Source organism: Halobaculum sp. XH14, assembly GCF_032116555.1.
In the GTDB taxonomy this organism is placed as follows: domain Archaea; phylum Halobacteriota; class Halobacteria; order Halobacteriales; family Haloferacaceae; genus Halorarum; species Halorarum halobium.
The window spans coordinates 2,315,486-2,338,320 of the sequence record NZ_CP134949.1 but is presented as its reverse complement, the minus strand read 5'-3'; the positions used below and the strand labels follow the sequence as shown (position 1 = coordinate 2,338,320).

Sequence of the window (22,835 nt, the reverse complement as noted above, 5' to 3'; positions counted from 1 at the left end):
TCACGATCGTGTCGACATCGGGCCGGTATCGCCGGGTCGCGGAACGATTAAACGGCTCTGCGGCGTAGTGTGTGGGGAGCCGATGACACCTGCCCTCCCAGTCGCGACGCGCCGTCGGACGCTCGCCGCGCTCGCGGCGACCGCCGGAACCGCGGCGACGGGCGGCTGTCTCGACCGGATCCGCAGCGTCGCCGGCCGGGATTCTAGCGACCGGGTCGCGGTCGACATCAAAGCAGCGCCCGCGGACGCCGATCCGGTCGGGATCCAGATCGCCCGGACGCTCGCCGAGAACCTCCGGACCGTCGGCGTCGGCGCTCGCGTGACGCCGGTCGCCGTCGAGGAACTCCACCGGCAGGTGCTCATCAACAACGAGTTCGACCTCTACGTCGGGCGCTATCCCGCCTCGACGCTCATCGACCCCGACGAGCTCTACCCGATGATCCACTCGAAGTTCACGAGCGAGCCGGGGTGGCAAAACCCCTTCGGCTGTACCGACCTCGCGCTCGATGAACTGCTCGACAGACAGCGGATGACGTCCGGCCAGCGACGGCGCGACGCGGTGATGGAGCTCCAGCGCACGATCGCCGAGATCCTCCCGTTCTCGACGCTCGCGTTCCCCGACGAACTCTCGGCGGTTCGCCTCGGCGAGTACGAGGGGTGGCTCGGCGCGACCGACGGCTTCGACACGCCGCTGGGGCTGCTGGGGCTCGACCGGACGGCGACCGACGGGACCGACCCCGCCGGGGACGACGGTGCCGGGCCGGGCGGTCAGGGCGGGACCGCGACGCCGGTCACGACTCCCGACGGGTCGGGAGCGGAGCCGACGAGGCTCGGACTGGCGACGACGGACGGTCGGATCACGGAGAACCGCAACCCGGTCGCCGCCGAGTTCCGCGACACCGGCACGTTCACCGGCCTGCTGTACGACCCGCTCGCCCGCCAGTACGCCGGCGCCGTACGCCCGTGGCTCGCGTCCGAGTGGACCTGGGATGGCGGCGTGAGCGACGACACGGATCGGGCCGGCGGGGCCGGCACGGATCGAGGCGACGAGGCCGAGACGGGGACGGCGGCCGCTGCCGGCACGGACACGAGGACGGAAGCGCCCGTCGGGGAGGGGACGACCGACGCCGACGAGATCGACCCGACGGTGGCGACGGTTCGGCTCCGCGAGGGGCTGACCTGGCACGACGGCGAACCGATCACCGCCGACGACGTGGCGTTCACGTACGCGTTCCTCGCGGACACCTCGATGGGCGGGCTGGACTCGCCGGTTCCCGCGCCGCGGTTCCGCGGCCGGTCCTCGCTCGTCGACTCGGTTACCGCGACGGGTCCGCTGACGGCCGAACTCCGGTTCACCGTCCCCAGCCGAACCGTGGCGGCGCGGGCGCTCACGGTCCCGCTGCTCCCCCAGCACATCTGGACCGAGCGGACCGGGGAGGTCGACGTGCCCGGCTTCGGCACCGACGGCGTCACCGAGGCGCTCGTCTGGATGAACCCCGAACCGGTCGGCAGCGGGCCGCTCTCGTTCGAGCGCGCGAGCGGCGGCGAGTCGGCGCTGTTCACGCGGTTCTCCGACCACTTCCTGGCCAGGGAACGGCCGCCCGCGGACGTTCCGGAGCGGTTCCACGGGAAGCCGGCGTTCGACGAACTGCTCGTGCAGCGAGCGCCCTCCGACTCCACCGCGGTCGAACTCGCGGCCGCGGGCGACGTCGACGCGACCGTCTCACAGCTCGATCCCGCGACGGTGCCACGGATCGGGCGCTCGAACGCGCTCAGGCTGGTCTCGGCCCGCTCGTGGTCGTTCTACCACCTGGGGTTCAACATGCGGCGCTCGCCGCTCACGAACCCGCACTTCAGGCAGGCGGTCGCGGGGCTGCTCGACGCTGGCGCGGTTGCGGCCGAACAGCTCGGCGGGTACGCGCGTCCGGCGGCGACGCCGCTGGCCGGGACCGAGTGGGAGGCGCCCGACCTCCGCTGGGACGCGGAGACCCGCAAGGCGGGGTTCCACGGGGAGGACGGCCAACTGGACGAGACGGCCGCACGACGGGCGTTTCGTGAGGCGGGCTACCGCTACGACGAGGAGGGTCGACTCAGGAGCTGATGAGCGTCCTCGTCTCGGTCCTCGTCCACGTGGTCGCCGTCGTGAGCGCGCTCGTCCTCGCCGGGGTCTTCCTGCTCGCCCGCGGGACGGGCCTCGGCCCCCTCCGACGCGACGGTCGCCGTCGGTTGCGGGAGGTCGGGCCGGCGTTCGTCGCGCTCGGCGTCGTGCTGCTGGTGAACGGACTGCTGCGCGATCAGGTGCCCGCGCTGTCGTGGGTGGTCGGCGTGAACATCACCGGCTCCATCTATGCGCTGGAGGGCGGGTTCGTCCCGTGGCTCCAGTCGTTCGCCACCCCGCTCGGGACGGCGTACTTCTCGTTCGTCTACGTGTACGGCTACGTGTTCGTGCTGGTGTTCCCGCTTCTCGCCTACCTGCTCCACCCGGACCCGAACCAGCTGCGCGAGCTGGCGGTCGCGTACGGCCTGAACTACGTTATCGGGCTGGCCTGTTACACCGTCTTCGTCGCCTACGGCCCGCGCAACCTGCTCGTCGACCAGGTGGAGCCGCTGCTGTACTCGACGTACCCGCAGTACCAGGCGCTCGTGAGCGAAGTGAACACGAACACGAACGTGTTCCCGTCGCTGCACACGTCGCTGGCGCTCACCGCGGCCGCGTTCGCGTTCCAGACGCGGCGAGTGTATCCGGTCTGGGCGGTGCTCGCGCCCGTCCTCGCGGGAAGCATCGTCGTGGCGACGATGTATCTCGGCATCCACTGGGCGACCGACGTCGTCGCAGGGGCGCTGCTGGCGGCCTTCTGCGTGGCCGTCGCGCGCAGTTCCCTGCCGGGAGAGGTCGCCGACCGGGTCCGCGCCACGCGGCTCGGACGGGCCTGGAGCCCCGACCGGTAGCCCCCCGGTCCCGTCCCGGCCGGTCGGACGCGACGGGGATTTCACACTGGCGAACAGGTGGTCGTCGGGCCTCCGTCGACGGGGTGACCACACACCCGCGGACCCGCCGACGGCGATGGTCAGATCACGGGGCGAGTGCCCCCGGCTTCCCTGATGAACGTTCGGCTCCCGCGAGGGCCGACGGTCCGCCGACCATGCTACCCGTAACCAAGCTTCAAGACCCGGGCCGGCCTACTCTCATGACGGAGTTATGGATATCGAAGACATCGCCGTGCCGGAGTTCGTCGAGGTGGCGTCGGACGAACGACTCGGGAAGATCCGCGCGCTCTTCGAGCGGGAGAATCCCAAGGGCATCATCGTGACCGAGGACGGCGAGTATGCGGGTGTCATCGGCGAGCGCGACCTGGTCCGGTCGCGCGTCGACGACGACACCAAGGCCACCGCGCTGATGAAATCGGCCCCCAGGGTGAGCCGCCACGAGGACGTGCGCGAGGTCGCACGGGTCCTCGTCGAGGGGAACGTGAAAGTCGCGCCCGTGTACGAGGGGGAACGGCTGTACGGCATCGTCACCGCGGACGCCATCCTGGAGGCGGTGCTCGAGAACCTCGACGCGCTCGACGTCGAGGACATCTACACGGCCGACGTCGTCTCCATCGGCGAGGACGGGGGCGTCGGACAGGCGATTAACCGTCTCCGCGAGCACGGCATCTCCCGGCTTCCGGTCGTCAACGGCGACGGATCGCTGGCCGGCGTGCTCACCACCCACGACATCGTCGAGTTCGTCGTCCGCGAGGACGACCGCCAGGGACGGGGCGACCGCCGCGGCGACCTCGACCGGATGCTCGACCTGCCGGTGTACGACATGATGTCGAGCCCGGTGCTGACGACGACCCGGGACAGTTCGGTCCGCGAGGCGGTCGAACGGATGCTCGACAACGACGTCAACGGCCTCGTCGTCACTCCGCCGGGCGAGGACGGCCTCGTCGCGGGCGTCGTCACCAAGACCGACGTGCTGCGCGCGCTCACGTTCACCGAGGAGGAGGCGATGGACGTCCAGATCACGAACGTCGACCTGCTCGATACCATCTCGCGCGAGGAGGTCCGCGAGGCCATCGGGCAGGTGTCCGAGAAGTACCAGGAGATGCACGTGATGCACGCGCACGTCCGGTTCCACGAGCACAAGGAGAAGCTCCGCGGCACGCCGCTCATCCAGGCACAGATTCGCCTGCGGACGAGTCACGGGCAGGTCGCCGGCTCGGGCGAGGGGTACGGCGCGGAACACGCGTTCCACGTCGCGCTCGACAAACTGGAGCGGAACGTCCTCGAACTGAAGGGCGTCACCGCCGACGAGCGCTACCGCGGCCAGTTGCTCCGAAAGCTCGGCGACCTCTGAGTCCCCGGGGCGAGCATCCGCCGCCCCGCCGGTCGGCGACGGCGATTCCGACGAGGATCACGGGCCGGCCGCGACGCGTGCCACGTCGGCCTCCGTCACCCCGCCCGCCGGCAGGGTGAGGTCCTCGTCGCCGGCCACCGAAACCACGACCTCCCGTTTTCGCGAACGCAGGTACAATCCAAGCAGCGCCACGCCGCCGAGGAGCACGAGCGCCCCGAGCGTCCGGAGCGCGTCGTCGAGCAGCGCGATGACGCCCATGACGTCGCCCAGCAGCGTTATCGTGCCGCCCATCCCCGTCGCGCCCGCGCCGGCGCTCGAGGGTGCGGCCCCGGCCATCCCGTCCACGGGGACGACCGACCCCGCGGCGAGGAGGACGCCGCCCACGAGCACCGACTTCAGCGCCGGCGAGACGTACGCGCCCCGCCCCGACGCGGAGAGCGAGACGTCCTCGACGTTCGGCCCCTGCACGACCGTCAGCGTCCGGCCGTCGGTCTCGGGCGTGTAGAGCAGCAGGCGATGGCTCGTGCGGACCAGTCGCCCGTCGTCGAGCGGCACGCTCGCTTCCGCGGTCTCGCCGTCGTACAGGAGCGCGTCGAGTTCGGGATCGGGGTCCCGCTCCGCGCGGTCGCCGTCGCTGGTTCGGGGGCCGCTCGCGTCCGACGCGGTCGGCGTGCTCGGAGAAGGACGTCGGTCGTCGGGCGGCTCCAGGTCGGCGGGGGCGTCGACGTCGATCGGCGCCGTCGCGGTATCGGACGCGTCGTCGTCGCCGAACTCGAACCCCCCGGCCATCGGCCTACCGGCCCGCGAGCCGCTCGGCGATGCGGTACGCGCCCTCGGTCGCGGCGAGGTCCGGGTCGTCGGGCGAGACGACGTCGACCTCGCGGTCGATCTCCTCGGAGAGGCGGCGCTCGAACTCCTCGGTCATGCCGGGGATGCAGGCCATCCCGCCGGTGAGCGCGATGTCGTTCGAGAGCGCCAGCTGGTACGGCTTCATGAAGTCGTTGGCGAGCTCCGGGAGGAACTCGTTCGCGACCGCGTCGACGGCCGCGTCGAGGTACCAGTTCAGCGCGTCCTGCACGCTGTCCTCGATGGTGAACTCGTGGGAGCCGCCGCCGGGCTGCTGGACGACGTCCGAGAACGGCTCGAACCCCTCGAAGTCGCCGTGCTCCTCCTTGTACTCGCGGGCGGTCGTGAGGTCGACGTGGACCCGGCCCTGCGTCTCCTCCTCGACGTTCGCCACGATGCGACGGTCGACGTCGTTGCCCGTGATGGAGCCGGTCGAGAACGGGACGAGCTGGTCGCCGCGGCGGTAGGCCGAGGCCTCCAGGTTCGTCGAGCCCATGTTGACCGCGATGAACACCTCGTTCACCGCCTCCACGCCGTCACCGAGCGCGGGAACCGCGCCACAGAGCGACTCGGGGTACGAGCGCATCTGGACCTCCCCGATGGGGGAGGACTCGATGACGTCGGTGAGGTTCTCCAGCCCGGCGTCGTTCTCCATCGTCGGCACGGCGTACACCACCGTGCTGTCGCGGGGGACCTTGTTGGCGTCGACGAGTTCGCGGAAGTAGCGGTCCGCGAGCTCGGCACGCTCGTCGTCCTCCGGGAGCCCGGACCGGAGCATGTACTCCACGCGGTCCGGGTACTCGGCGGCGGCCCGTTCGCCGAACAGTGCGCGCTCCTCGCCCGTGATGGCGTCCTCGTAGGTCGCCAGACAGGTGAGCGAGCGGACCGTCGAGAGGTCGCCGTCCACGTCGGGGTATTTCAGGACCGTTCGGGTCGAGCCGAGCTTGACGCCGACGGCGGTCGGTTCTCCGGATTCGAAGCTGTCGTCGGATGCGTCTGATTCTGCTGCCATGGTTATCGGAGCGCGGCGAGGCGGGCGACGAACAACAGGCTTGTCCGATGGTGACCGGCTCCCACCCGCCGGCTCCCCTCCTCGGGGAACGCTTCCAGGTGGGCGACGAGCGCCTCCTCGGCGTCCGCCCCGAGCCACTCGACCTCGCGGTAGTACGCGAGCGCGTCGCGGGCACCGTCGCGCCCGCCGACGTCGGCGAGGAACCGGATCCAGTCGAGCGCCAGCCGCGCCCCGACCCCCGAGTCCGGCAGACTCGGGAGGTAGGGCTTGCTGGCCCCGCCGGCCGCAGCACGGAGGACGAAGGCGTCCTCGAGCTGTGCGGCCCGGACCCGCGCGTCCGCCCGCACGAGGAAGTCGTCCGGTGTCGTCCACCGGTCCCCACGTCGGCGCTCGCGGGCCGGCGCTTCCGCTCCCGCCAGGGCCCGCAACTCCTCCGGGTCGTAGTCGCTCGGATTGAGCATTGTGTTCGTCCGCACTCCCAGTGCCGCTACCAGCCTCTTTTCGAACCGACATAAAGGGGTTCGCCCCCGCGTATCAGCGGTGAAAACGGCCGCCGCCCGGTCGTCGTCGTGGGACCTACCCGAGCGTGAACTCGACCCGCTCGGTGTCGCTCCCCTGGGTCGTCCGGCCGGTCACGGTCACGTCGCCGATCTCTCCGGTGGAGCCGACGTGGGTGCCGGCACAGGCCGTGCGATCGAACGGCTCCGTTCCGTCGGCGTCGCCACCGCCCCCGATCTCAACGATCCGGAGTTCGGTGATCGAGGACGGGAGCAGGTTGATCCGGGTGCGCTCGACGTCGAGTTCGGCCTCGGCGGCCTCGCGGTCCATCGTGTAGTGGCGGACGGGGAGCGCGTCCGCGACGAGTTCGTTCAGCCGCACCTCAACGTCCGCCAGGTCGGTCTCGGAGAACTTCGGATGCTCGGCGTCGAGCCGCGCGCGGTCGTCGTACAGCTGGTTGCCGACGGTCGGCGCGTCGAACTCCGAAAGCAGCACGGCCGACAGGAGGTGCTGGGCCGTGTGATACCGCATGTGGGCCCCGCGGCGGTCCCAGTCGATCGCGCCCGTGACCGTGGCCCCCTCCTCGGGAACCGGCCCGTCGAGGTGATGGTAGACGGTGTCGCTCTTTCGCACGTCGGTCACCGTCGCCTCCCCGCCGTCGAACCGGAGGGTGCCGGTGTCGTTCGGCTGGCCGCCGCCGGTCGGGTAGAAGTGGGTGCCGTCGAGCACGACTCGCTCGTCGAGCGATCGGTCGACGGTCGCCTCGAACTCGCGGACGGTGCTGTCCGCGAGATACAGTTGTTCGGTCATGGCTGCTGGAAGTGGGGCTCGGGTTATAGCGGTTCTGACGTCGAGGGCGGATTGGGTAATCCACTGCGTGGTCCGGAAGGACCCAGTGGCTATCGGCTCGGTTCGTCGCAGTCGGTCCTGCTTCGGGTATCGTAACGCCCGCCTCGAAAGCCCCCGGCTGGCTCCGCTACGGGAAGACGGTCCTCCTCGCGGTTCGAGAGAGCAAAGCTCTCTCGTCATCACGAAAATCTTCGATTTTCGAACGACTGCGCTCGTCGGCTGCGACTTCCGTTGTCACCCTCGCTTCGCTCGCGTGAGCCTCGCACGAGCGGCCGCACCGAGTCGAGACCCGCGGAGGCTTTCGAGAACGGCTTCACGAGGAACGAACCCACGGAGAACGAGTGTCCGTGGACACGGAACCCCCGAAACCATTAGAGAACTATCATTCCTCCATTCAATCGTCCACCCCCCTCAACACCACCACGGCAGCCGTTTCGCCGTTCGCTGCCACCGCTTTCGTAATTCATCACGGGCCGAAGTACGGGTGTCGTAACGCCTAAGAACGAAACACGCCTCACGTACGCGTAATGAGAACTACGCTCGTTGCTCGCCCGCCGCGGAGCCGGAGGTGTTCCGCGTGGGCGTCGAAATAAAGGGATCGCGCGTCCCGGAGGAGGAGTTCGCGGACATGAAGCGGTTCGTCCGCGAGTACCTCGCCGCCTCCGTCGAGTCGGAGGACGACGGCGGCCGGATGCGCTGGTACCCCTGGCACTCCGCCGAGTACCGCTTCAACCACATCCTCAACGTGGTGTCCATCGCCGAGCGCATCGCCGAGCGCGAGGGAGCCGACACCGACGCCGTCCGCGTCGCGGCGCTGTTCCACGACGTCTCCAAGCTGGAGGCCGACCAGGACGTCCACGCCGAGGAGGGCGCTCGCGTCGCCCGCGAGTACCTGACTAGCCGCGGGGAGTACCCCGACTCGTTCGTCGACGAGGTGTGTGCGGCCGTCACCGCCCACTCGTACCAGGGGCCGCTCTCGGACCTCTCGCTGGAGGCCCAGTGTCTCATCGAGGGCGACCTGCTCGACAAGGTGGGCGCGAACGGCACCGCGCTGATGCTCCTCCGGATGGGCTACGAGGCGCGGACGCACATGGACGCCGCCCAGATGGTCCAGCGCGTGCTCGAACGCGGCGAGGACCACGTCTCCCGCGTCGAGTCCGACACGGCCGAGTCCATCGCGCACGAGCGACTCAAGCGCGTCCGCTGGTTCCGCGAGTGGCTGGAGGACGAGGTCGCCGAGATGGACTGGGACCGCGAGGACGGCGGACGGCCCTGACCGGGCGCGGCGGTCAGCCTCCGTCGCCCGCTTCGACTCACACGGTGTCGAGCACGCCGAGCACCGTCTCCTCGGCCTCCCGTCCCGGGTCGTGTTCGGCACCGTCGCGTTCGGACTCCCGGTGTTCGGCCAGCGTTCGCTCCATCGCCTCCCGCAGCGGCGTCGACTCCCAGCCGAGGGCCGCCAGCTCGTTCGTGTCCAGCACGTGCGGGTAGTCGCGGTAGAGGATGAACTCCGAGGCGGACAGGTCCGCCGTGGAGAGCTCGCGGTCGCTCGCGTGGACGACCTCGCATTCGGTCCCGGCGACGTCCGCGATCAGGTCCACCAGCTCCTCCAGGGTCACGACCCGTCGGTCGCCGACGTTGTACGCCGCGCCCGGCTGACCCCGTTCCGCGACGACACGGAGCGCCGAGGCGACGTCCTCGACGTACGCCCGGTGCCAGAGGTTCTGGCCGTCCCCCGGGACCACCACCCGGTCGTAGCTCATCACGCGGTCGAGCCAGTAGTCCAGCCGCTCGGTGTAGTCGTGGGGACCGTAGACGATGCAGGGCCGAACCGACATCGCGTTCACCCCCTCCGCTGCGGCCCGCTCCACGACCCGGTCGCCCTCGGCCTTCCGCGGGCCGTAGCTGTCCATCGAATCGTCGGTGGCCTGTTCGGGCGTGCAGTCGCACAGGTCGGTGACGCCCTCGCGCTTGGGAATCTCCTCGCTCGCGTACGCGGACCCGGAGGAGATGTAGACGTAGCCGTCCACGTCGGCGAAGATCTCGACGGCAGCCTCCACGTCCGCGGGGTAGTAGGCGACGCAGTCGACCACGATATCGGGCGTCACCGACAGCGCGGCGGCCTTCAGGTCGGTGTCGTCGGTCCGGTCGCCCTCGACGTGGGTCACAGCATCGTCATCCGCAAAGGGGGTCTCGTGGTTCCCGCGGTTGAAGATGGTGACGTCGTAGCCGTTCGCCAGCAGGTCCTCGACGACCTGCCTGCCGATGAATCGCGTCCCGCCGATGACGAGCGCGGAGTCGGTCATACGAGTCGCCTCGGTTGCGGTGGGGAAAACTGCCGCGGTCGGCGGCCCGGTTGCCGGTTACGCCGGCTCCCGACCTCACCCGGCGTCGGATCCATCGGCCGCTCGCTCGGCGAGCGCGTCGAGCACCCGCTCTTCGGTCCCGCGGTCGAGCGCGTCGTCGGGACCGGTCACGCCCGCGTCGACGTGGGCCTCGGCGGTCCGCGCGACCGCCTCGGCCGGCGGGGTCGACTCCCAGCCGAGCGCCGCCAGTTTCCCGGTCGAGACCACGGCGGGCCGCGGCGTGTACAGCGGGAAGTCCGTCGGTTCGACGTCGAACTCGGCCAGTTCGCGCTCGCTCGCGTGGACGACCTCGACGTCCGCGTCGAGCGCGTCGGCGACGAGTTCGAGCGAGCGCTCCAGCGGGAACGTGTTCCGGTCGGCGACGTTGTACGCCTCGCCGGGGTCCCCGCGCTCGGCGACCCGGAGCAGTCCCGCGGCGACGTCCTCGACGTACGCCCGATGGAGCAGCGACCCGCCGTCGCCCGGCACCAGCACGCGGTCGTACTCGGCGACGCGGTTCACCCAGTAGCCGAACCGCTCGGTGTAATCGTGCGGGCCGTACACCAGCATCGGACGGACCGCCATCGCTTCGACGCCCCCCTCGGCGGCCGCGAACACCGCGCGGTCCCCCTCGGCCTTCCGCGGGCCGTACGTCTCGACGGAGTCCTCGTCCTCCTGTCCGGGCTCGCAGGCGTGCAGCGGCGTCTCGCCCTCGCGCATCGGCACGTCGGGCGCGTCGTAGGCGCTGCCCGACGAGACGTAGACGTAGCGGGCGTCGGCGAACACGTCGGTCGCGGCCCGGACCTCGCCCGGGTGCATCGCGTACGTGTCGATCACGACGTCGGGGTCGGCCGCGTCGCGGGCCCGAACGAGGGCCTCGCGGTTCGTGCGGTCGCCCTCGACGTGGCCCACGTCGTTCCCGAACGGGAACTCGTGGGTGCCGCGGCTCAGCGCGGTCACGTCGTACCCCGCCTCGCGGAACCGTTCGACCGCGTGCCGGCCGATGAACCGCGTGCCGCCCACGAACAGCGCGCTGCCGTGCTGGCTGTCACTCGCCATGGGACGTCCTCGTCCGAGACGGGCAAGTACGTGCGGGTCGCGGAACGCGCGTGAGAACGGATCGTCGGTCCGGACTCCCGGGGTCGTCGTCGCTCAGACGATCTGGCCCCAGTACGGCTCGACGAGGAAGAAGAACGCCTGGAAGCCGGCGTACAGCACGACGAGCGCGGAGGCGAAGATGGCGCCCTTGGGCGATTCGATCTCCATGCCGTTGCGCGCCTCGACGCGCCGGGCCTCGAACTCGAAGAAGTCCGAGATGAACAGGCCGACGACGAGCGTGGCGAGCACGAGCCCGCCGTGGGGCTGTACGACCGTCATGGCGAACGCGAGCAGGATCAGCGCGAAGTTTGCCACCTCGTGGGGGATGTACCGCGAGATGGCCTCGTCGTCGTCGCCCTCCTCGGCCTGTCGGGCGTAGGCACGCTGGGCGAGGTACCGGGTCAGGAGGTTCACCAGCACCACCACGAAGATGACGGCCGGCAGAACTCCCGCGACGGCTTCCAGCGCCCCGACCGGGACGAGGAACTGCAGCGGTAGCGGTTGCATACGGAGTAGTGTGGACACGACTCATTAGAAGGTTTCCAATCGGGGCGCCGTGGCGCCGCGTCGGTTCCGGGCGGTTCGCCGGAAGCGGGTCGCCGCCCCGGAGTCGGGGGCCCGGCTACCCGGAGGACGCCACCTTGGGTACCCGGAGCAGGTCGACGCTCCCGTCAGGCACCACCTCGACCGGCGTCCGGACCGGGACCGACGCGACCACCGAGCCGTCGACCACGAGGTCGATGGCGCTGTCGTCGCGCTCGACCACCAGCCCCACGTCGTCGTCGAGAACCCACGTGTCCGGGTTCGTCTCGAACGCCGAGACGGGGACGACGCTCAGGCCCGCGCCGGGTCCCAGCACCGGCCCGCCCGCGGCCCGCGCATAGCCCGACGACCCGGCGGGCGTGGCGACGACGACCCCGTCCGCGCGGAAGCGGTCGATCTCGTCGCCGCCGGCGCGGACGGAGTACTCCGAGATGTGTGCCGGTCCGTCGGTCATCAGCGAGACGTCGAGCAGCCCGCGCGCGACGCGCTCTCCGCCGACCGCGACCGAGAGTACGTCGTGGGAGGTTCTCCGAACGCTTCCGGCCTCGAGCGCGTCGAGGGCCCGCCCGACCTCGCGTGACGACACTGAGTGGAGCCCTCCGTCGGCGCCGACCGCGAGGAGTGGGACCGCCGGCTCCGAGAGCGCGGCGTCCACGAGCGCCGCCTCGCCGAGCGTCACCAGCGCGTCCGCCTCGGCGGCCGGGACGACCGCCCCGCCGACCGCCTCGACGGCGTCGCGGACCGTCCCGTCGTCCCCGGCGAGCGCGACCGCGAGTTCGCTCATCGTGGGACGATTCGCGGGCCGGGACTTAATCGGCGTGGGTCCGATTCTGCCGTCGGTTTCGTTCGCGAGTGGAGCCGGTGGCGTAGTGTTCGTTCGGCTCCCGCTGGTGACGACCGCGGAAGTCCCCGCGGCTCTCGGCCTACGGAAGACGTTCCTGCTCGCTTCGCTGTGCGGGCTGCGACTTCCGAGCTCTCGTTCGCGTTCGCTCACGGGACTCCCGCGGACCGCGCTGCGCTCCTCGTCGCTCGCTTCACTCGCTCCTGCGGTGCTTGCGGGTCCAGGGTTCCCCGAGCTACTGGAGAGCACGCTCTCCCGAGTTCACGGGTGTTTGAGCCCATGAAAGCCGAGGCCCCTTCCATTCCCACCCGTGGCGGTCGGTCGGTGGTCGTCGCAGGGTGGACGGACGGGACACGTCGCCTGAGGGATGAGCCGGCGATCGTCGCCGAGGGAACGGCCGGAAAAGGCCGCAGTCGCGGTCGTTCGGTCGCTACTCCGCCAGGTTTCCGTCCTCGTCGTACGGCCAGTCGCCGGTCACCTTCATGCCCTCCGCGAGGTCCTGGGCCTCGACGGCGGCGGCGATGTCGGCGGGGTCCTGCCGGGCGACGGCGGTGTCCCCGTCGGCGAGGTCCGCGACGAGCCCAGCGAGGAGGACGGCCTGCTCGCGGAGGTTCCGCACCTCCAGCTTCTCGAGCGTGTCCGCGAACGTGTGACCCCAGCCGCGGCCCCTGCCCTCGGTCTTGCCGGAAACCATGTAGCCCGGAACGCCGGCCTGCACGAACGGCCAGTGGTCGCTGTGGGGGTTCTGCTCGGGAATCGTCGCGACCGGGTGGTCGAAGCGTTCGCCGACGCGCTCGGCGGCCGCCGTCAGGTCGTCGAACCCGTGCGTGTGGAGCTTCAGCGTCCGGCCGAACACGTTCGAGTCGACGTTGACGATCGCTTTCACCCGGTCGTGGTCCGTGCGCTCGGCCTCGACCGAGGAACCGACCAGCCCGACCTCCTCGGCCCCGAAGGCGACGAAGCGAACCCGCGTGTCGAGCGCGTCCTCATTCCGCGCGAGCGCGTGTGCAACCTCGACGATCGAGGCGGTTCCGGCGCCGTTGTCCATCGCGCCCTCGGCGATGTCGTGGGCGTCCGCGTGGGAGGTCACGAGCAGTTCCTCGTCGGTTCCGCCGGCATCGCCGGCTCCTCCGCGGGCCGGGCCGCGCGGCCCCAGTTCGGCCATCGCGTTCCCACTCGTGGCCGCCGGCGTCTCGCAGTCGACCGTCACCGTGACCGCCTCGCCCGCCGCGCGCCGTTCGAGCCGCGCGCCGACCTCCGCGGAGACGCCGACCGCCGGGACGTCACCGATCGGCGCGTCCGCGGTCCCGACCGAGCCGGTCGGCGGGAGACAGCCCTCGACGTGGTTCCGGAAGAGGAAGCCGGCCGCGCCGTTCGTCACGGCCAAGTAGTACTTCTCGCGACGGTGGATGAAGCGCTCGTAGTGGTCCGGCACGGTCGAGGAGACCATGACGAGTTTTCCCTCGACGTCGGTCGATTCGAAGTCGTCGGGGAGGCCGTAGCCGAGGTCGACGAGTTCGCCCGTCGCCTCGCCCGGCGGCGAGCGCGGGAGCGCGATGCAGTCCTCGTCGCCGCCGGGCGCGTCGATGCCGGCGTCGCCGCGCACCCAACCCTGCAGGTCGAACTCCTCGATCCGCGCGTCACGACAGCCAGCGTCGGCGAGGGCGTTCCGAACGCGTTCGAGCGCAGCGCGCTCGCCGGACTGTCCGGCCATCCGGTTGCCAAGATCCACCAGGTCCTCGAGCAGGTCCCAGCCCGCGTCGCTGGTGAACGTCTCGCCGATCCACGCCGGCCGCTCCGAGAGATCAGTCATCGACCGGGAGTCCGTCTCGCGGGAGAAAGCGTTTCGGGAGGCGGCCCCGCTGTCCGCGTCGCCAGTTCGTCTCGACTCGTCAGTCCGCGCCTCGCACGTCGGTTCCTCCCCTCGCCCGTCAGTTCGTCGTTACCCCATGTACGAGACGCGGGCGAACTCGTAGCCGTACACCCAGTTCAGGAGGAAGTACGTCACGACCCCGAGCACCAGCGAGAGGATCCAGGCCGTCGCCGCGACCCGACCGACCCGGGCGTGGGGCGTCCGCCGGAGTTCCGCGGGCGTGTGCGTGGCCCCGAGCGTGATGGCGTACAGCACCACCGGGACCGACACCACCGAGAGGAGGATGTGGACCGCGAGCATGAGCAGGTAGCCGAGTTCGACCGCGCCCGCGAACTGCCCGAGGAACATCCCCGACTCGACGACGATGCGCTTCTCGCCCGGCCCGCCGCCGACCTTCGAGAGGTACATGACGAGAAACAGCATGATGAGCCCGAACGACGCCGACATCGCGGCCGCGTGCTTGCGAACCTCCCCCTCGCGGATCCACTTCCAGCCCAGCACCAGCAGCACGGTCGTCACCGTGTTCACCGCGGCGATGGCGTGGCTGAGGACGTTCACCTCGGCCTCGGTGAGCGAGGGGAACACCGACTGCGGGACGACCCCCGCGAACGTGCCGATGACCAGCCCGTACCCCACGACCGACACCGCGGCGACGAACGCGCGCGGATGGGACTTGACCGCCCCCCTGATCCCATCCACGTCGGTAGTTGCCATGGCCGGCCGTACGGGGTGGGGTCCCTTTCCTCTTCGGTTCTCGCCTCGGCGTGACCCGGCCGGACCCGCCGCCGTACCGGAGACGATTTCCGGTATCCGCCCCGTTCACCGCCTCCCCGGACGATTCGATCCCGTGATCGCCGAGTCGTCGCGCCGCGCGGTCGACCGCGCCCTCGACTCGCTCCGCGAGCGCTTCGACGAGGTCCCGGTCGTCGAGGAGACGTGGCGGGTCGACGCCGAGACGTACGGACGAACCAGGGAGCGTGCCGAGGCCGGGACGGTCGGCGGCGCGGGCGCGTGGGTCCGACGTGGGGACGGCGCGGCGCTGATGGTCCGGGAGGTGGGGAGCGACGGCTGGTCCGAACCGGCCGGCAAGCAGGAACCGGGCGAGCCGCTCGCCGAGACGGCGGTACGGGAGACGCGCGAGGAGACCGGCATCGACTGTCGACCGGTCGGCGTCGTCCGCGCCGCGGTCGCCGTCCACGAACACGCCGACCGACCACCCATCACCCGCCTCGTCGTCGTGTTCGACGCGCGCTACGAGGGCGGCGACGTCCGGCCGGAGCCGGGCGAGATCGCCGAGGCACGCTGGGTCGACGAGCAGCCGAACGCCGTCCGCTACCCCGCAGTCAGGGAGTTCCCGCTGTAGGGTTCCGGTGAGGTCTTTCCGGTGAGGTCTTCCCGCGGGAGGGTGCCCCTCACCGCGGCGAAAAGCCTACGTCAACGCTCGCGCGAGGGTTCCCCGTGTCGCTCCGCCGACCCCGTCACCGTCGCTCCCCGACCCGCGCTCGATGAGCCCGGTCGAGGCACTGAGCGCGTGGCTGCTCTCCTGGTGGGAGCTCTGGGCGATCGTCGTCGCCGGCGTCCTCGGAACCGGCCTGGCACCCCTCGTCGTCGGCCGGACGGAGTCCACCACCCCTCTCGCGTCGGGGCTCGCCGAGTCGGTCGCCGCCGCCGGCGTCCCGGCCGAGCGGGTTCGGGTGCTGGCTGGCGACCGCGGCCCGGTCGCGTTCGCCGCCGGCTTCTCGCCCGGCCACGGCCGGGTGTTCGTCTCGGAACGGCTCGTCGCAGACCTGTCGCCCGACCAGGTCGCCGCGGTCGTCCGTCACGAGTACGGCCACCTGGCGCGACGTCACGTCCCGCTGCGGATCGCCGTCCCCGTCGCGTTCGCGGTCACCTGGGCCGTCGGCGCGACGGTCGCGCCCGTCCCCGGCTTCCTCGTCGGGGCCGCGCTCGTCCTGCCTGCCGCGTACTTCACGGTTCGCGTCTCGCGCTGGAGCGAACGCGACGCGGACCGCTTCGCCGCCGCCCGTGCCGACGGCGGGGCCCTGGCCGCGGCGCTCGACTCGCTCGCCTCGGCCGGCCACGTCGCCGAGGGCGGTCGGCTCTCCCGGCACCCGCCGCTGTCGACCCGGGTCACGCGGCTCGAAGAGCGCGCGGAGAGGTCGGAACTGTCGCCGCGTGACCCGACCCGGGACTCCGTCGAGGAGCCGCGTGCGACCGACGATTGATTCGGCGAGTCGCCGACGGGTTCGCGGCCTCAGATGACGCCCGTGAACGACGCCACCTCGCGCGCGGCGTTCTCGTTGATCCCGCCCGCGAGGATGGTGTAGCGGTCGCGGATCTCGTGTGCCGTGGTGAGCGCCTCGATGACCGTCTCCCCGTCGACGCCGAGTTCGTCCGCGGTGGTCGGCGCGCCGATGGCCCGGAGCGCGTCCCGGATGTCCCGCCAGGAGCCGTTCTCGCCGGTGTGGAGGAACTCCGTCATGATCGAGCCGACGCCGACCTGGTGGCCGTGGAGCGCCGCGCCGGGCGCGATCCGGTCGAGCTGGTGGGAAAAGAGGTGTTCCGACCCCGAGGCGGGGCGGGAGGAACCGGCGATCGACATCGCCACGCCCGAGGAGACGAGCGCCTTGGAGACGACCCAGGCCGACTCCTCGAGCCCGCGCTTGATCGAGCCGGCGTTGCCCACGAGCATCTCGGCGGTCATCTCCGAGAGCGCGCCGGCGTACTCCGAGTACTCGACGTTCCGGAGCCGCCGGGCGAGCCGCCAGTCCTTCACCGCCGTGTAGTTCGAGATGATGTCCGCACAGCCCGCAGTCGTAAGCTCCCAGGGCGCGTTCGCCATCAGTTCGGTGTCGGCGATGACCGCGAGCGGCGGGTCGGCCGCGACCGAGTGGCGGGTGTCCTCGTCGGGGATCGAGGAGCGGCCCGAGACGATGCCGTCGTGACTCGCGGCCGTCGGCACCGAGACGAAGCCGAGATCGAGTTCGTCGGCGGCCATCTTCGCGATGTCGATGGGCTTGCCGCCGCCGAGCGCGACGAGGAACGTCGCGTCCGCGGCCTCGGCGGCCTCGATGACCTCGCCGACCGCCGAGAAGCTGGCGTCGCTCACGGTCGTCGTCGCCACGTCGTCGAACTGCGCCCGAACCCGGTCGCCGGCGATGTCCTCCGGCGAGGGGCTCGTCACCAGCAGGGGGCGCCCGGCGACGGACAGCTCCGCGACGGCCGCGCCAACCTGGTCCACGACGCCGTGGCCGATGAGCACGTTCCGCGGGAGCTTGATCCACTTCGATTTCCCGAACATACCGGCCACCTCGCAATGCCGGGCCAAAGGGTTTCCCGTCCCGTAACGTCGATGGACCTCGGTGACGGTGCCGGTTTCCGGCCGCCAAACTGTCCCCACGTGTACGCTGACGCCGGGACGCCGGCGTCGGCGCGCGGCGGCCGCCCCTCGTGGGCGGCCAACCCGCGCGAGGGATGAGTGAGGGGAGCGACCGAAGGGAGCGAGCCGAGCGAATCGGCTGCTCACGCGAGCGAAGCGAGGGCGAGTTCCGAGGAGCGTGCTCCGAGGGAAGGGAGGCGTGTGGACCGCCGTTTGCGGCGCGGCGGGCGGGACTCTCGCGGTCTGCACCAGGATTCTGACGGGGACGTGCGCAAACGCGAACACGACGAAAATCACCGACCGACCCATATTTACCCCCGCCGGCCCGACACCCGCCCGAATGGACGACCCGGTGCTTCTCACGGGCGCGGGCGGCCGCGTCGGGCAGGCCATCCTCGCGGGCATCGGTACCGCCTACGACTGGCGGCTGCTCGACCGGGAACCCCTGAGCGAGGACGCCCTCCCGGCCGGCGTGAGCGAGGAGGACGTCATCGTCGCGGACGTGACCGACGAGGCCGCGATCCGCGAGGCCGTCGCGGGCATCGGGGCCGTCGTCCACCTCGCCGGGGACCCGCGGCCGAACGCGCCGTGGGACTCCGTGCTCCGGAACAACATCGACGGGACGTACAACGTGTTCGCGGCGGCGGCCGACGTCGGCGTCGGGACGGTCGCGTTCGCCTCCTCGAACCACGCGGTCGGGGCCTACGAGACCGACGACCGGACGCCGGACATGTACCGCAAGGCCGACGAGTTCAGGCTCGACGGGGACGAACTTCCCAGACCCTCGAACCTCTACGGCGTCTCCAAGGCGGCCGGGGAGACGCTCGGCCGCTACTACCACGACCACCACGACCTCTCGGTCGCGTGCGTCCGGATCGGCAACCTCACCCGGGAGCACCCGCCCAAGGAGTACGAGCGCGGCCAGGCGATGTGGCTCTCACACCGCGACTGCGCGCACCTGTTCGACCGCTGTCTCGCCGCCGACTACGGCTACGAGATCGTCTACGGCATCTCCGACAACGACCGCAAGTACTACTCCATCGAGCGCGCCCGCGAGGTGCTGGGCTACGACCCGCAGGACAACTCCGCCGAGTTCACCTTCGGGGGCGAGCCGAAGGACGAAGAGATGATCGAGGAGTAAAGCGACGGGTCGGATTCATCGGCCCTCGGGCGCCCCGCCGGAGACGGGGCTGACCGGCCCGCGGTCCGGGCGCCGATGGGACCGACGGTTACCCTCCCGTCGGTACGCGTGGGCCCGTCGGGTCGTCGTCCTCGTCCGGGTCGCCGCGGTTGAGGATGGCGTCGCGGACGCGCTCGAACGCCGACCTGTCCGTGCGAACGACGTGGTGGTGCATCCGTACTCCCATGTTACCGTCTGACACACTTGGCTCTTGTGGGGAACGGTTCGGGGACCGGTTTCGAGGAGATCAGCGACGGTCGAGCCGGGGTTCGGCGGTTCGTCACCCGTCGACGTCGCGTTCCTCGAACAGTCCCGCGACGTCGGTCGCCTCGCGCCGCTTCCGCGCCACGTGTCGCTCCAGTCGGTCGAAGACGAACGCGCGCGTCGGCTCGCCCGCGAGGAAGTCGTACACCATCGCGGCGAACCGCGACCGTCCGGTTCCCTGCTCCTCCCGGGCGAACGCCACCGCGTCGGCGACGACCTCCCCGTCGAAGCCGTGCTCCTCGGCCAGCACCTCGGCGGCGATGGTCGCCGCCTCGAACCCGAGGTCGGTCGCCGCAAGGACGTCGCCCTCGTGTGTCAACATCGGCGGTCGAGCGCGTTCGACGCGCTCCGGGTCCCGTTCGAGCGCCCGCAGGTAGCGGCTCACGGTGTCGATGTCGATCCCTCGATACTGGGCCGGGAGCCCCTCGAGATACTCGCGGGCGCTCCCGGCGAGGCCGACCGCTCCGCTCCAGTTTCGCCCCCGGGCGTGGTGGACCGCGGCGGTCGACTGGATGAGCCCGTGGAGCAGCCGCTCGTCGTCGGTCCCGGATTCGAGCGGCAGCCAGGCCGCCTCCCACGGGTCGTGGGCGGCGTGGAACTCGCCGGCGTCGTACAGCGCGACGCCGGCCCTGAGCGCGGCGCGGAACTCGGTCACTGACGGCGATTGGTGGCCGACCGGTAAAGGCGTGTCCGCCGGGCGCGATGCTCGGGAATCGAACTCGTGGCTGCCACACGTCGCGTCGAAGCGACGCGGCCGACTCGCTACGCTCGTCGCCGTTGTGCCGCGAAAACGTCCCGACGGAGATTTGAACTCCGGTCACTGGCTCCGCAAGCCAATAGGATGGTCCACTACCCTACCGGGACTCATGCAAGTGTACTCCCGAGTCACGTAAGACTGTTACGATACGGCGGCCGCGCCCTCCCCGAGACTCAAAGGCCCGTTTGTGCCTACGGCGTCGTTTTCCCCCCGGCGAGCCACCGCACGGGTATGGACAGGCGAGCCCTCCTCTCGGGACTGGCTGGGACGACCCTGCTTGACGCCACGGGTGGCTGTCTCGGTGGCGGCGGCGGCCCGGGCGACGACGACGGCGATGCAGACGAACCGGCGGACGGCGACGACGAACCGACGGATACCACCAGCACCGACGGTCCCGGGGGCGACGACACGGACGCGGAAACCGGGACGTCGGCCCCCGCGTCGGGGATCTCGAATCGGCGGTTCGAACGGACCGGCGACTGCCCCGTCGAGCGGGCGGGTACTGCCGAGGTAACCTTCGGCGCGGACGCGGTGACCGCGACCGGCTGCATCACCGGGAACAACGGCTGCAAGCGGGCCGCGCTGGCGGGGACGACGTACGACGACGCGTCCGACACGCTGACTATCGTGGTGACGACGACCACGGGCGAGGAGACGCCGGCTGCCTGCACCCAGCAGCTCGTCCGCCGGGCCTACGAGGCGACGGTGTCGTTCGCCGGCGACCTCCCGGACCGCGTCAGCGTCGTCCACGAGTCGATGGGCGAACGGACCGAGGCCGCCACCGCCTCGCGCGCGTGACCGGCGGGGACGCGGTCGGCCGGCGGGGACGTCCTCGACCAGCCGGAACGTCCTCGGCCGGCGGAGGTTTTTGACCGAAGCCGCGAGCATCTCCGTCCATGCCAGCGTCCCACCCGAATCGTCGGATACCCGGATCGACCCCGACGAGGCCGACGTCGAAACCGCCGGATTGCGCGGCGAAACCGTCCGAACGACAACCCTTAAGCGACGGCTCCGCCCACACCGGAACAGAACCATGGGCGTAATCGAGGACGTCTACGAGGACGTGGAGACCGACGTCCCGTTCGAGGAGTTCGAGGCCGCCGTCGAGGAGAAGGTCGAGGACATGGGCGGGCTCGCCGACGAGGAGACGGCGGCGATGCTCATCGCCCACGAACTCCGCGACGACGAGGTGAACTCGGTCGCCGACATCGAGCCGGGGATGGACGACGTGAAGTTCCTCGCCAAGGTGATGACGGTCGGCGAGGTGCGGACGTTCGAGCGGGACGGCGAGGACGAGGACGGCAACGTGCTCAACGTCGAGGTGGCCGACGAGTCGGGTCGCATCACGATCTCGATGTGGGACGGCATGGCCGTCGACGCCGCCGAGACGCTGAACGCCGGCGACGTACTGCGGATCATGGGCCGCCCGAAGGAGGGGTACAACGGCCTCGAGGTCGCCGTCGACAAGGCCGAACCGGACGATGACGCGGAGGTCGACGTCGAGGCGACCGACAGCTACCGCGTCGAGGACCTGGCGATGGGTACCTCGGACGTGAACCTCCTCGGGAAGGTGCTCGACACGGACACGATCAGGACGTTCGACCGCGACGACGGCACCGAGGGCCGCGTCTCGAACGTCACGCTCGGCGACGAGACCGGCCGCATCCGGGTCACGCTGTGGGACGACCAGGCCGACCGCGCGACCGAGCTGGAGCCGAACACGACCGTCGAGGTCGTCGACGGTTACGTGAAGGAGCGCGACGGCTCGCTCGAACTCCACGTCGGCGACCGCGGGGCGATCGAGGCGGTCGACGAGGACGTCGAGTACGTCCCGGAGACGACCGACATCGCCGCGCTGGAACTCGGCGAGACGGTCGACATCGCCGGCGGCGTCATCGAGACGGACGAGAAGCGCACGTTCGACCGCGACGACGGCTCGGAGGGGCAGGTCCGGAACGTCCGGGTCAAGGACGGGACGGGCGAGATCCGCGTCGCGCTCTGGGGCGAGAAGGCGGACAAGGAGATCGACCTCGCGGACCGGGTCGTCTTCACGGACGTCGAGATCCAGGACGGCTGGCAGGACGACCTCGAGGCCTCGGCCGGCTGGCGCTCGACCGTCTCGGTGCTGGAGGGCGACGCGCCGACCGGCTCCGCGGGCGGAGCGGGCGGGAGCGCGGACGCCGCCGCGGCCGACCGCGAGGCGGGGCAGGGCGGCCTCTCCTCGTTCGGCGACGGCGCGTCGGACTCGGCCGGCGAGGCCGGTGCGACCGCGGACGCCGACGGCGGGAGCGGCGACGAGGGCGGCGTCGTGGAGTTCACCGGCACGGTCGTCCAGGCCGGCGACCCGGTCATCCTCGACGACGGCACCGAGACCCGCAGCGTCGAGACCGGCGCGAACCTGCGGCTGGGCGAGGAGGTGACCGTCCGGGGGATGGAGCAAGGCGGTTCCATCGACGCCGAGGACGTGTTCTGAGTTTCCGGCGGGTTTTCTGCGGTGTCGTCCCCGTTTCGATGGCTCAGTGTGTACCGGCCGTCGGGCAGCGGACGATTCGGCAATCAAGCAGCGAACCACTATCCCTAGCTCACCTGAAACCGCACCGCACCACGCCCTCCCCAGCCGATTCGCTCGGCTTTGGCGCGCCACAGGGGCGCGCCGACTCGCTCATCCCTCGCGCGCGTCGACTCACCCCACGAGGGGGTTCGCGTCACGCGCGCCGACCGCCAGTAAACGCGACCACACCCCTGCTGCCGACGTACCCGCCGGTTGGACTGACGGACGTCCCGGCGGACTACCCACGGCGGCGCGAGCGGTAGTCGGGCCCGCGACGTTCGACCGAGTTCCCGCCGGGTGGGACTGAAAGGGGCCGCGGGGGCTTTCGCGGTCTGCACCACAGTAGTTCACGACGAACCGGACAGCCGAAATCGACAACACCCCGTGATCAACGAACGACGCAGTTCCGACGAGAGCCTGAATCACGGCAACGGAAAGCGTTATACAGGACAGAACC

Annotated in this window: 22 protein-coding genes and 1 tRNA gene; 9 read left to right on the top strand and 14 right to left on the bottom strand. The window is 70.8% G+C overall.

From position 1 onward, the window contains the following. Positions 1–82 precede the first annotated feature (82 nt). The 3 genes from RJT50_RS11925 to RJT50_RS11915 all read left to right on the top strand — a co-directional run bounded on the left by RJT50_RS11925 (position 83) and on the right by RJT50_RS11915 (position 4,342). Positions 83–2,101 carry an ABC transporter substrate-binding protein gene (locus RJT50_RS11925; RefSeq protein WP_313691595.1) on the top strand — a complete coding sequence of 673 codons (2,019 nt, stop codon included), beginning with the start codon at positions 83–85 and terminating at the stop codon, positions 2,099–2,101. Then, the gene (locus tag RJT50_RS11920; RefSeq protein WP_313691593.1) at positions 2,101–2,949 is read left to right on the top strand and encodes a phosphatase PAP2 family protein; all 849 of its coding nucleotides are present in this window, start codon (positions 2,101–2,103) and stop codon (positions 2,947–2,949) included. The genes RJT50_RS11925 and RJT50_RS11920 overlap by 1 nt, the downstream gene beginning before the upstream one ends. A gap of 250 nt (positions 2,950–3,199) precedes the next feature. Beyond that, positions 3,200–4,342: a CBS domain-containing protein gene (locus RJT50_RS11915; protein ID WP_313691591.1), complete on the top strand. Its 1,143-nt coding sequence runs from the start codon at positions 3,200–3,202 to the stop codon at positions 4,340–4,342. A gap of 57 nt (positions 4,343–4,399) precedes the next feature. On the opposite strand, the gene RJT50_RS11910 is transcribed toward RJT50_RS11915, so the two are convergent. The 4 genes from RJT50_RS11910 to RJT50_RS11895 all read right to left on the bottom strand — a co-directional run bounded on the left by RJT50_RS11910 (position 4,400) and on the right by RJT50_RS11895 (position 7,508). Next, positions 4,400–5,131, bottom strand: a complete 732-nt coding sequence (locus tag RJT50_RS11910) for a hypothetical protein (RefSeq protein ID WP_313691589.1) — start codon at positions 5,129–5,131, stop codon at positions 4,400–4,402. Between the two features lie 4 nt (positions 5,132–5,135). Continuing rightward, positions 5,136–6,200, bottom strand: coding sequence for an actin-like salactin (locus tag RJT50_RS11905; RefSeq protein ID WP_313691587.1), 1,065 nt, complete (start codon positions 6,198–6,200; stop codon positions 5,136–5,138). Between the two features lie 2 nt (positions 6,201–6,202). Then, positions 6,203–6,661: a FlaD/FlaE family flagellar protein gene (locus RJT50_RS11900; protein WP_313691586.1), complete on the bottom strand. Its 459-nt coding sequence runs from the start codon at positions 6,659–6,661 to the stop codon at positions 6,203–6,205. A gap of 115 nt (positions 6,662–6,776) precedes the next feature. Continuing rightward, positions 6,777–7,508, bottom strand: a complete 732-nt coding sequence (locus RJT50_RS11895; protein ID WP_313691584.1) for an alanyl-tRNA editing protein — start codon at positions 7,506–7,508, stop codon at positions 6,777–6,779. Positions 7,509–8,124: 616 nt separating this feature from the next. Between RJT50_RS11895 and RJT50_RS11890 the strand changes: the two genes are divergently transcribed. After that, positions 8,125–8,823 carry an HD domain-containing protein gene (locus tag RJT50_RS11890; RefSeq protein WP_313691583.1) on the top strand — a complete coding sequence of 233 codons (699 nt, stop codon included), beginning with the start codon at positions 8,125–8,127 and terminating at the stop codon, positions 8,821–8,823. A 37-nt stretch (positions 8,824–8,860) separates the two neighbouring features. Here RJT50_RS11890 and RJT50_RS11885 read toward each other — a convergent pair whose 3' ends face one another. The 6 genes from RJT50_RS11885 to RJT50_RS11860 form a co-directional block, all read right to left on the bottom strand. Further along, positions 8,861–9,853, bottom strand: a complete 993-nt coding sequence (locus RJT50_RS11885; protein ID WP_313691582.1) for an NAD-dependent epimerase/dehydratase family protein — start codon at positions 9,851–9,853, stop codon at positions 8,861–8,863. 75 nt (positions 9,854–9,928) lie between these two features. Further along, positions 9,929–10,951, bottom strand: coding sequence for an NAD-dependent epimerase/dehydratase family protein (locus RJT50_RS11880; protein ID WP_313691580.1), 1,023 nt, complete (start codon positions 10,949–10,951; stop codon positions 9,929–9,931). Between the two features lie 93 nt (positions 10,952–11,044). Next, on the bottom strand, positions 11,045–11,497 hold the full coding sequence (locus RJT50_RS11875; RefSeq protein WP_313691579.1) for a DUF7313 family protein: 453 nt from the start codon (positions 11,495–11,497) through the stop codon (positions 11,045–11,047). A gap of 115 nt (positions 11,498–11,612) precedes the next feature. Further along, a complete protein-coding gene (locus RJT50_RS11870; RefSeq protein ID WP_313691577.1) occupies positions 11,613–12,317 on the bottom strand; it encodes an NAD(+)/NADH kinase in 705 nt (234 codons plus the stop codon). Between the two features lie 487 nt (positions 12,318–12,804). Then, positions 12,805–14,187, bottom strand: a complete 1,383-nt coding sequence (locus tag RJT50_RS11865; protein ID WP_313691575.1) for a M28 family peptidase — start codon at positions 14,185–14,187, stop codon at positions 12,805–12,807. A 129-nt stretch (positions 14,188–14,316) separates the two neighbouring features. After that, entirely contained in the window at positions 14,317–14,961 is a 645-nt protein-coding gene (locus RJT50_RS11860; RefSeq protein WP_313691574.1) for a DUF420 domain-containing protein, read from the bottom strand. A 133-nt stretch (positions 14,962–15,094) separates the two neighbouring features. Here RJT50_RS11860 and RJT50_RS11855 point away from each other — a divergent pair, with 133 nt between their 5' ends. After that, positions 15,095–15,610, top strand: coding sequence for an NUDIX hydrolase (locus tag RJT50_RS11855; RefSeq protein ID WP_313691573.1), 516 nt, complete (start codon positions 15,095–15,097; stop codon positions 15,608–15,610). Between the two features lie 142 nt (positions 15,611–15,752). Beyond that, the gene (locus tag RJT50_RS11850; protein WP_313691572.1) at positions 15,753–16,472 is read left to right on the top strand and encodes a M48 family metallopeptidase; all 720 of its coding nucleotides are present in this window, start codon (positions 15,753–15,755) and stop codon (positions 16,470–16,472) included. Between the two features lie 29 nt (positions 16,473–16,501). On the opposite strand, the gene RJT50_RS11845 is transcribed toward RJT50_RS11850, so the two are convergent. Beyond that, positions 16,502–17,548 (bottom strand): NAD(P)-dependent glycerol-1-phosphate dehydrogenase, encoded by a 1,047-nt coding sequence (locus RJT50_RS11845; protein WP_313691570.1) that lies wholly within the window; start codon positions 17,546–17,548, stop codon positions 16,502–16,504. Between the two features lie 418 nt (positions 17,549–17,966). On the opposite strand from RJT50_RS11845, the gene azf reads away from it, so the two are divergent. Next, positions 17,967–18,767 carry an NAD-dependent glucose-6-phosphate dehydrogenase Azf gene (gene azf / locus RJT50_RS11840; protein WP_313691569.1) on the top strand — a complete coding sequence of 267 codons (801 nt, stop codon included), beginning with the start codon at positions 17,967–17,969 and terminating at the stop codon, positions 18,765–18,767. Between the two features lie 88 nt (positions 18,768–18,855). Here azf and RJT50_RS11835 read toward each other — a convergent pair whose 3' ends face one another. From RJT50_RS11835 to RJT50_RS11825, 3 genes are all read right to left on the bottom strand, one after another. Further along, positions 18,856–18,981 (bottom strand): hypothetical protein, encoded by a 126-nt coding sequence (locus RJT50_RS11835; RefSeq protein ID WP_313691567.1) that lies wholly within the window; start codon positions 18,979–18,981, stop codon positions 18,856–18,858. 105 nt (positions 18,982–19,086) lie between these two features. Beyond that, positions 19,087–19,725 carry a DUF309 domain-containing protein gene (locus RJT50_RS11830; RefSeq protein WP_313691565.1) on the bottom strand — a complete coding sequence of 213 codons (639 nt, stop codon included), beginning with the start codon at positions 19,723–19,725 and terminating at the stop codon, positions 19,087–19,089. Between the two features lie 136 nt (positions 19,726–19,861). Then, positions 19,862–19,934 (bottom strand) — tRNA-Arg (locus RJT50_RS11825). Positions 19,935–20,058: 124 nt separating this feature from the next. Here RJT50_RS11825 and RJT50_RS11820 point away from each other — a divergent pair. Beyond that, entirely contained in the window at positions 20,059–20,625 is a 567-nt protein-coding gene (locus tag RJT50_RS11820) for a hypothetical protein (RefSeq protein WP_313691563.1), read from the top strand. Between the two features lie 235 nt (positions 20,626–20,860). Continuing rightward, the gene (locus tag RJT50_RS11815; protein WP_313691561.1) at positions 20,861–22,300 is read left to right on the top strand and encodes a single-stranded DNA binding protein; all 1,440 of its coding nucleotides are present in this window, start codon (positions 20,861–20,863) and stop codon (positions 22,298–22,300) included. Positions 22,301–22,835: the final 535 nt, after the last annotated feature.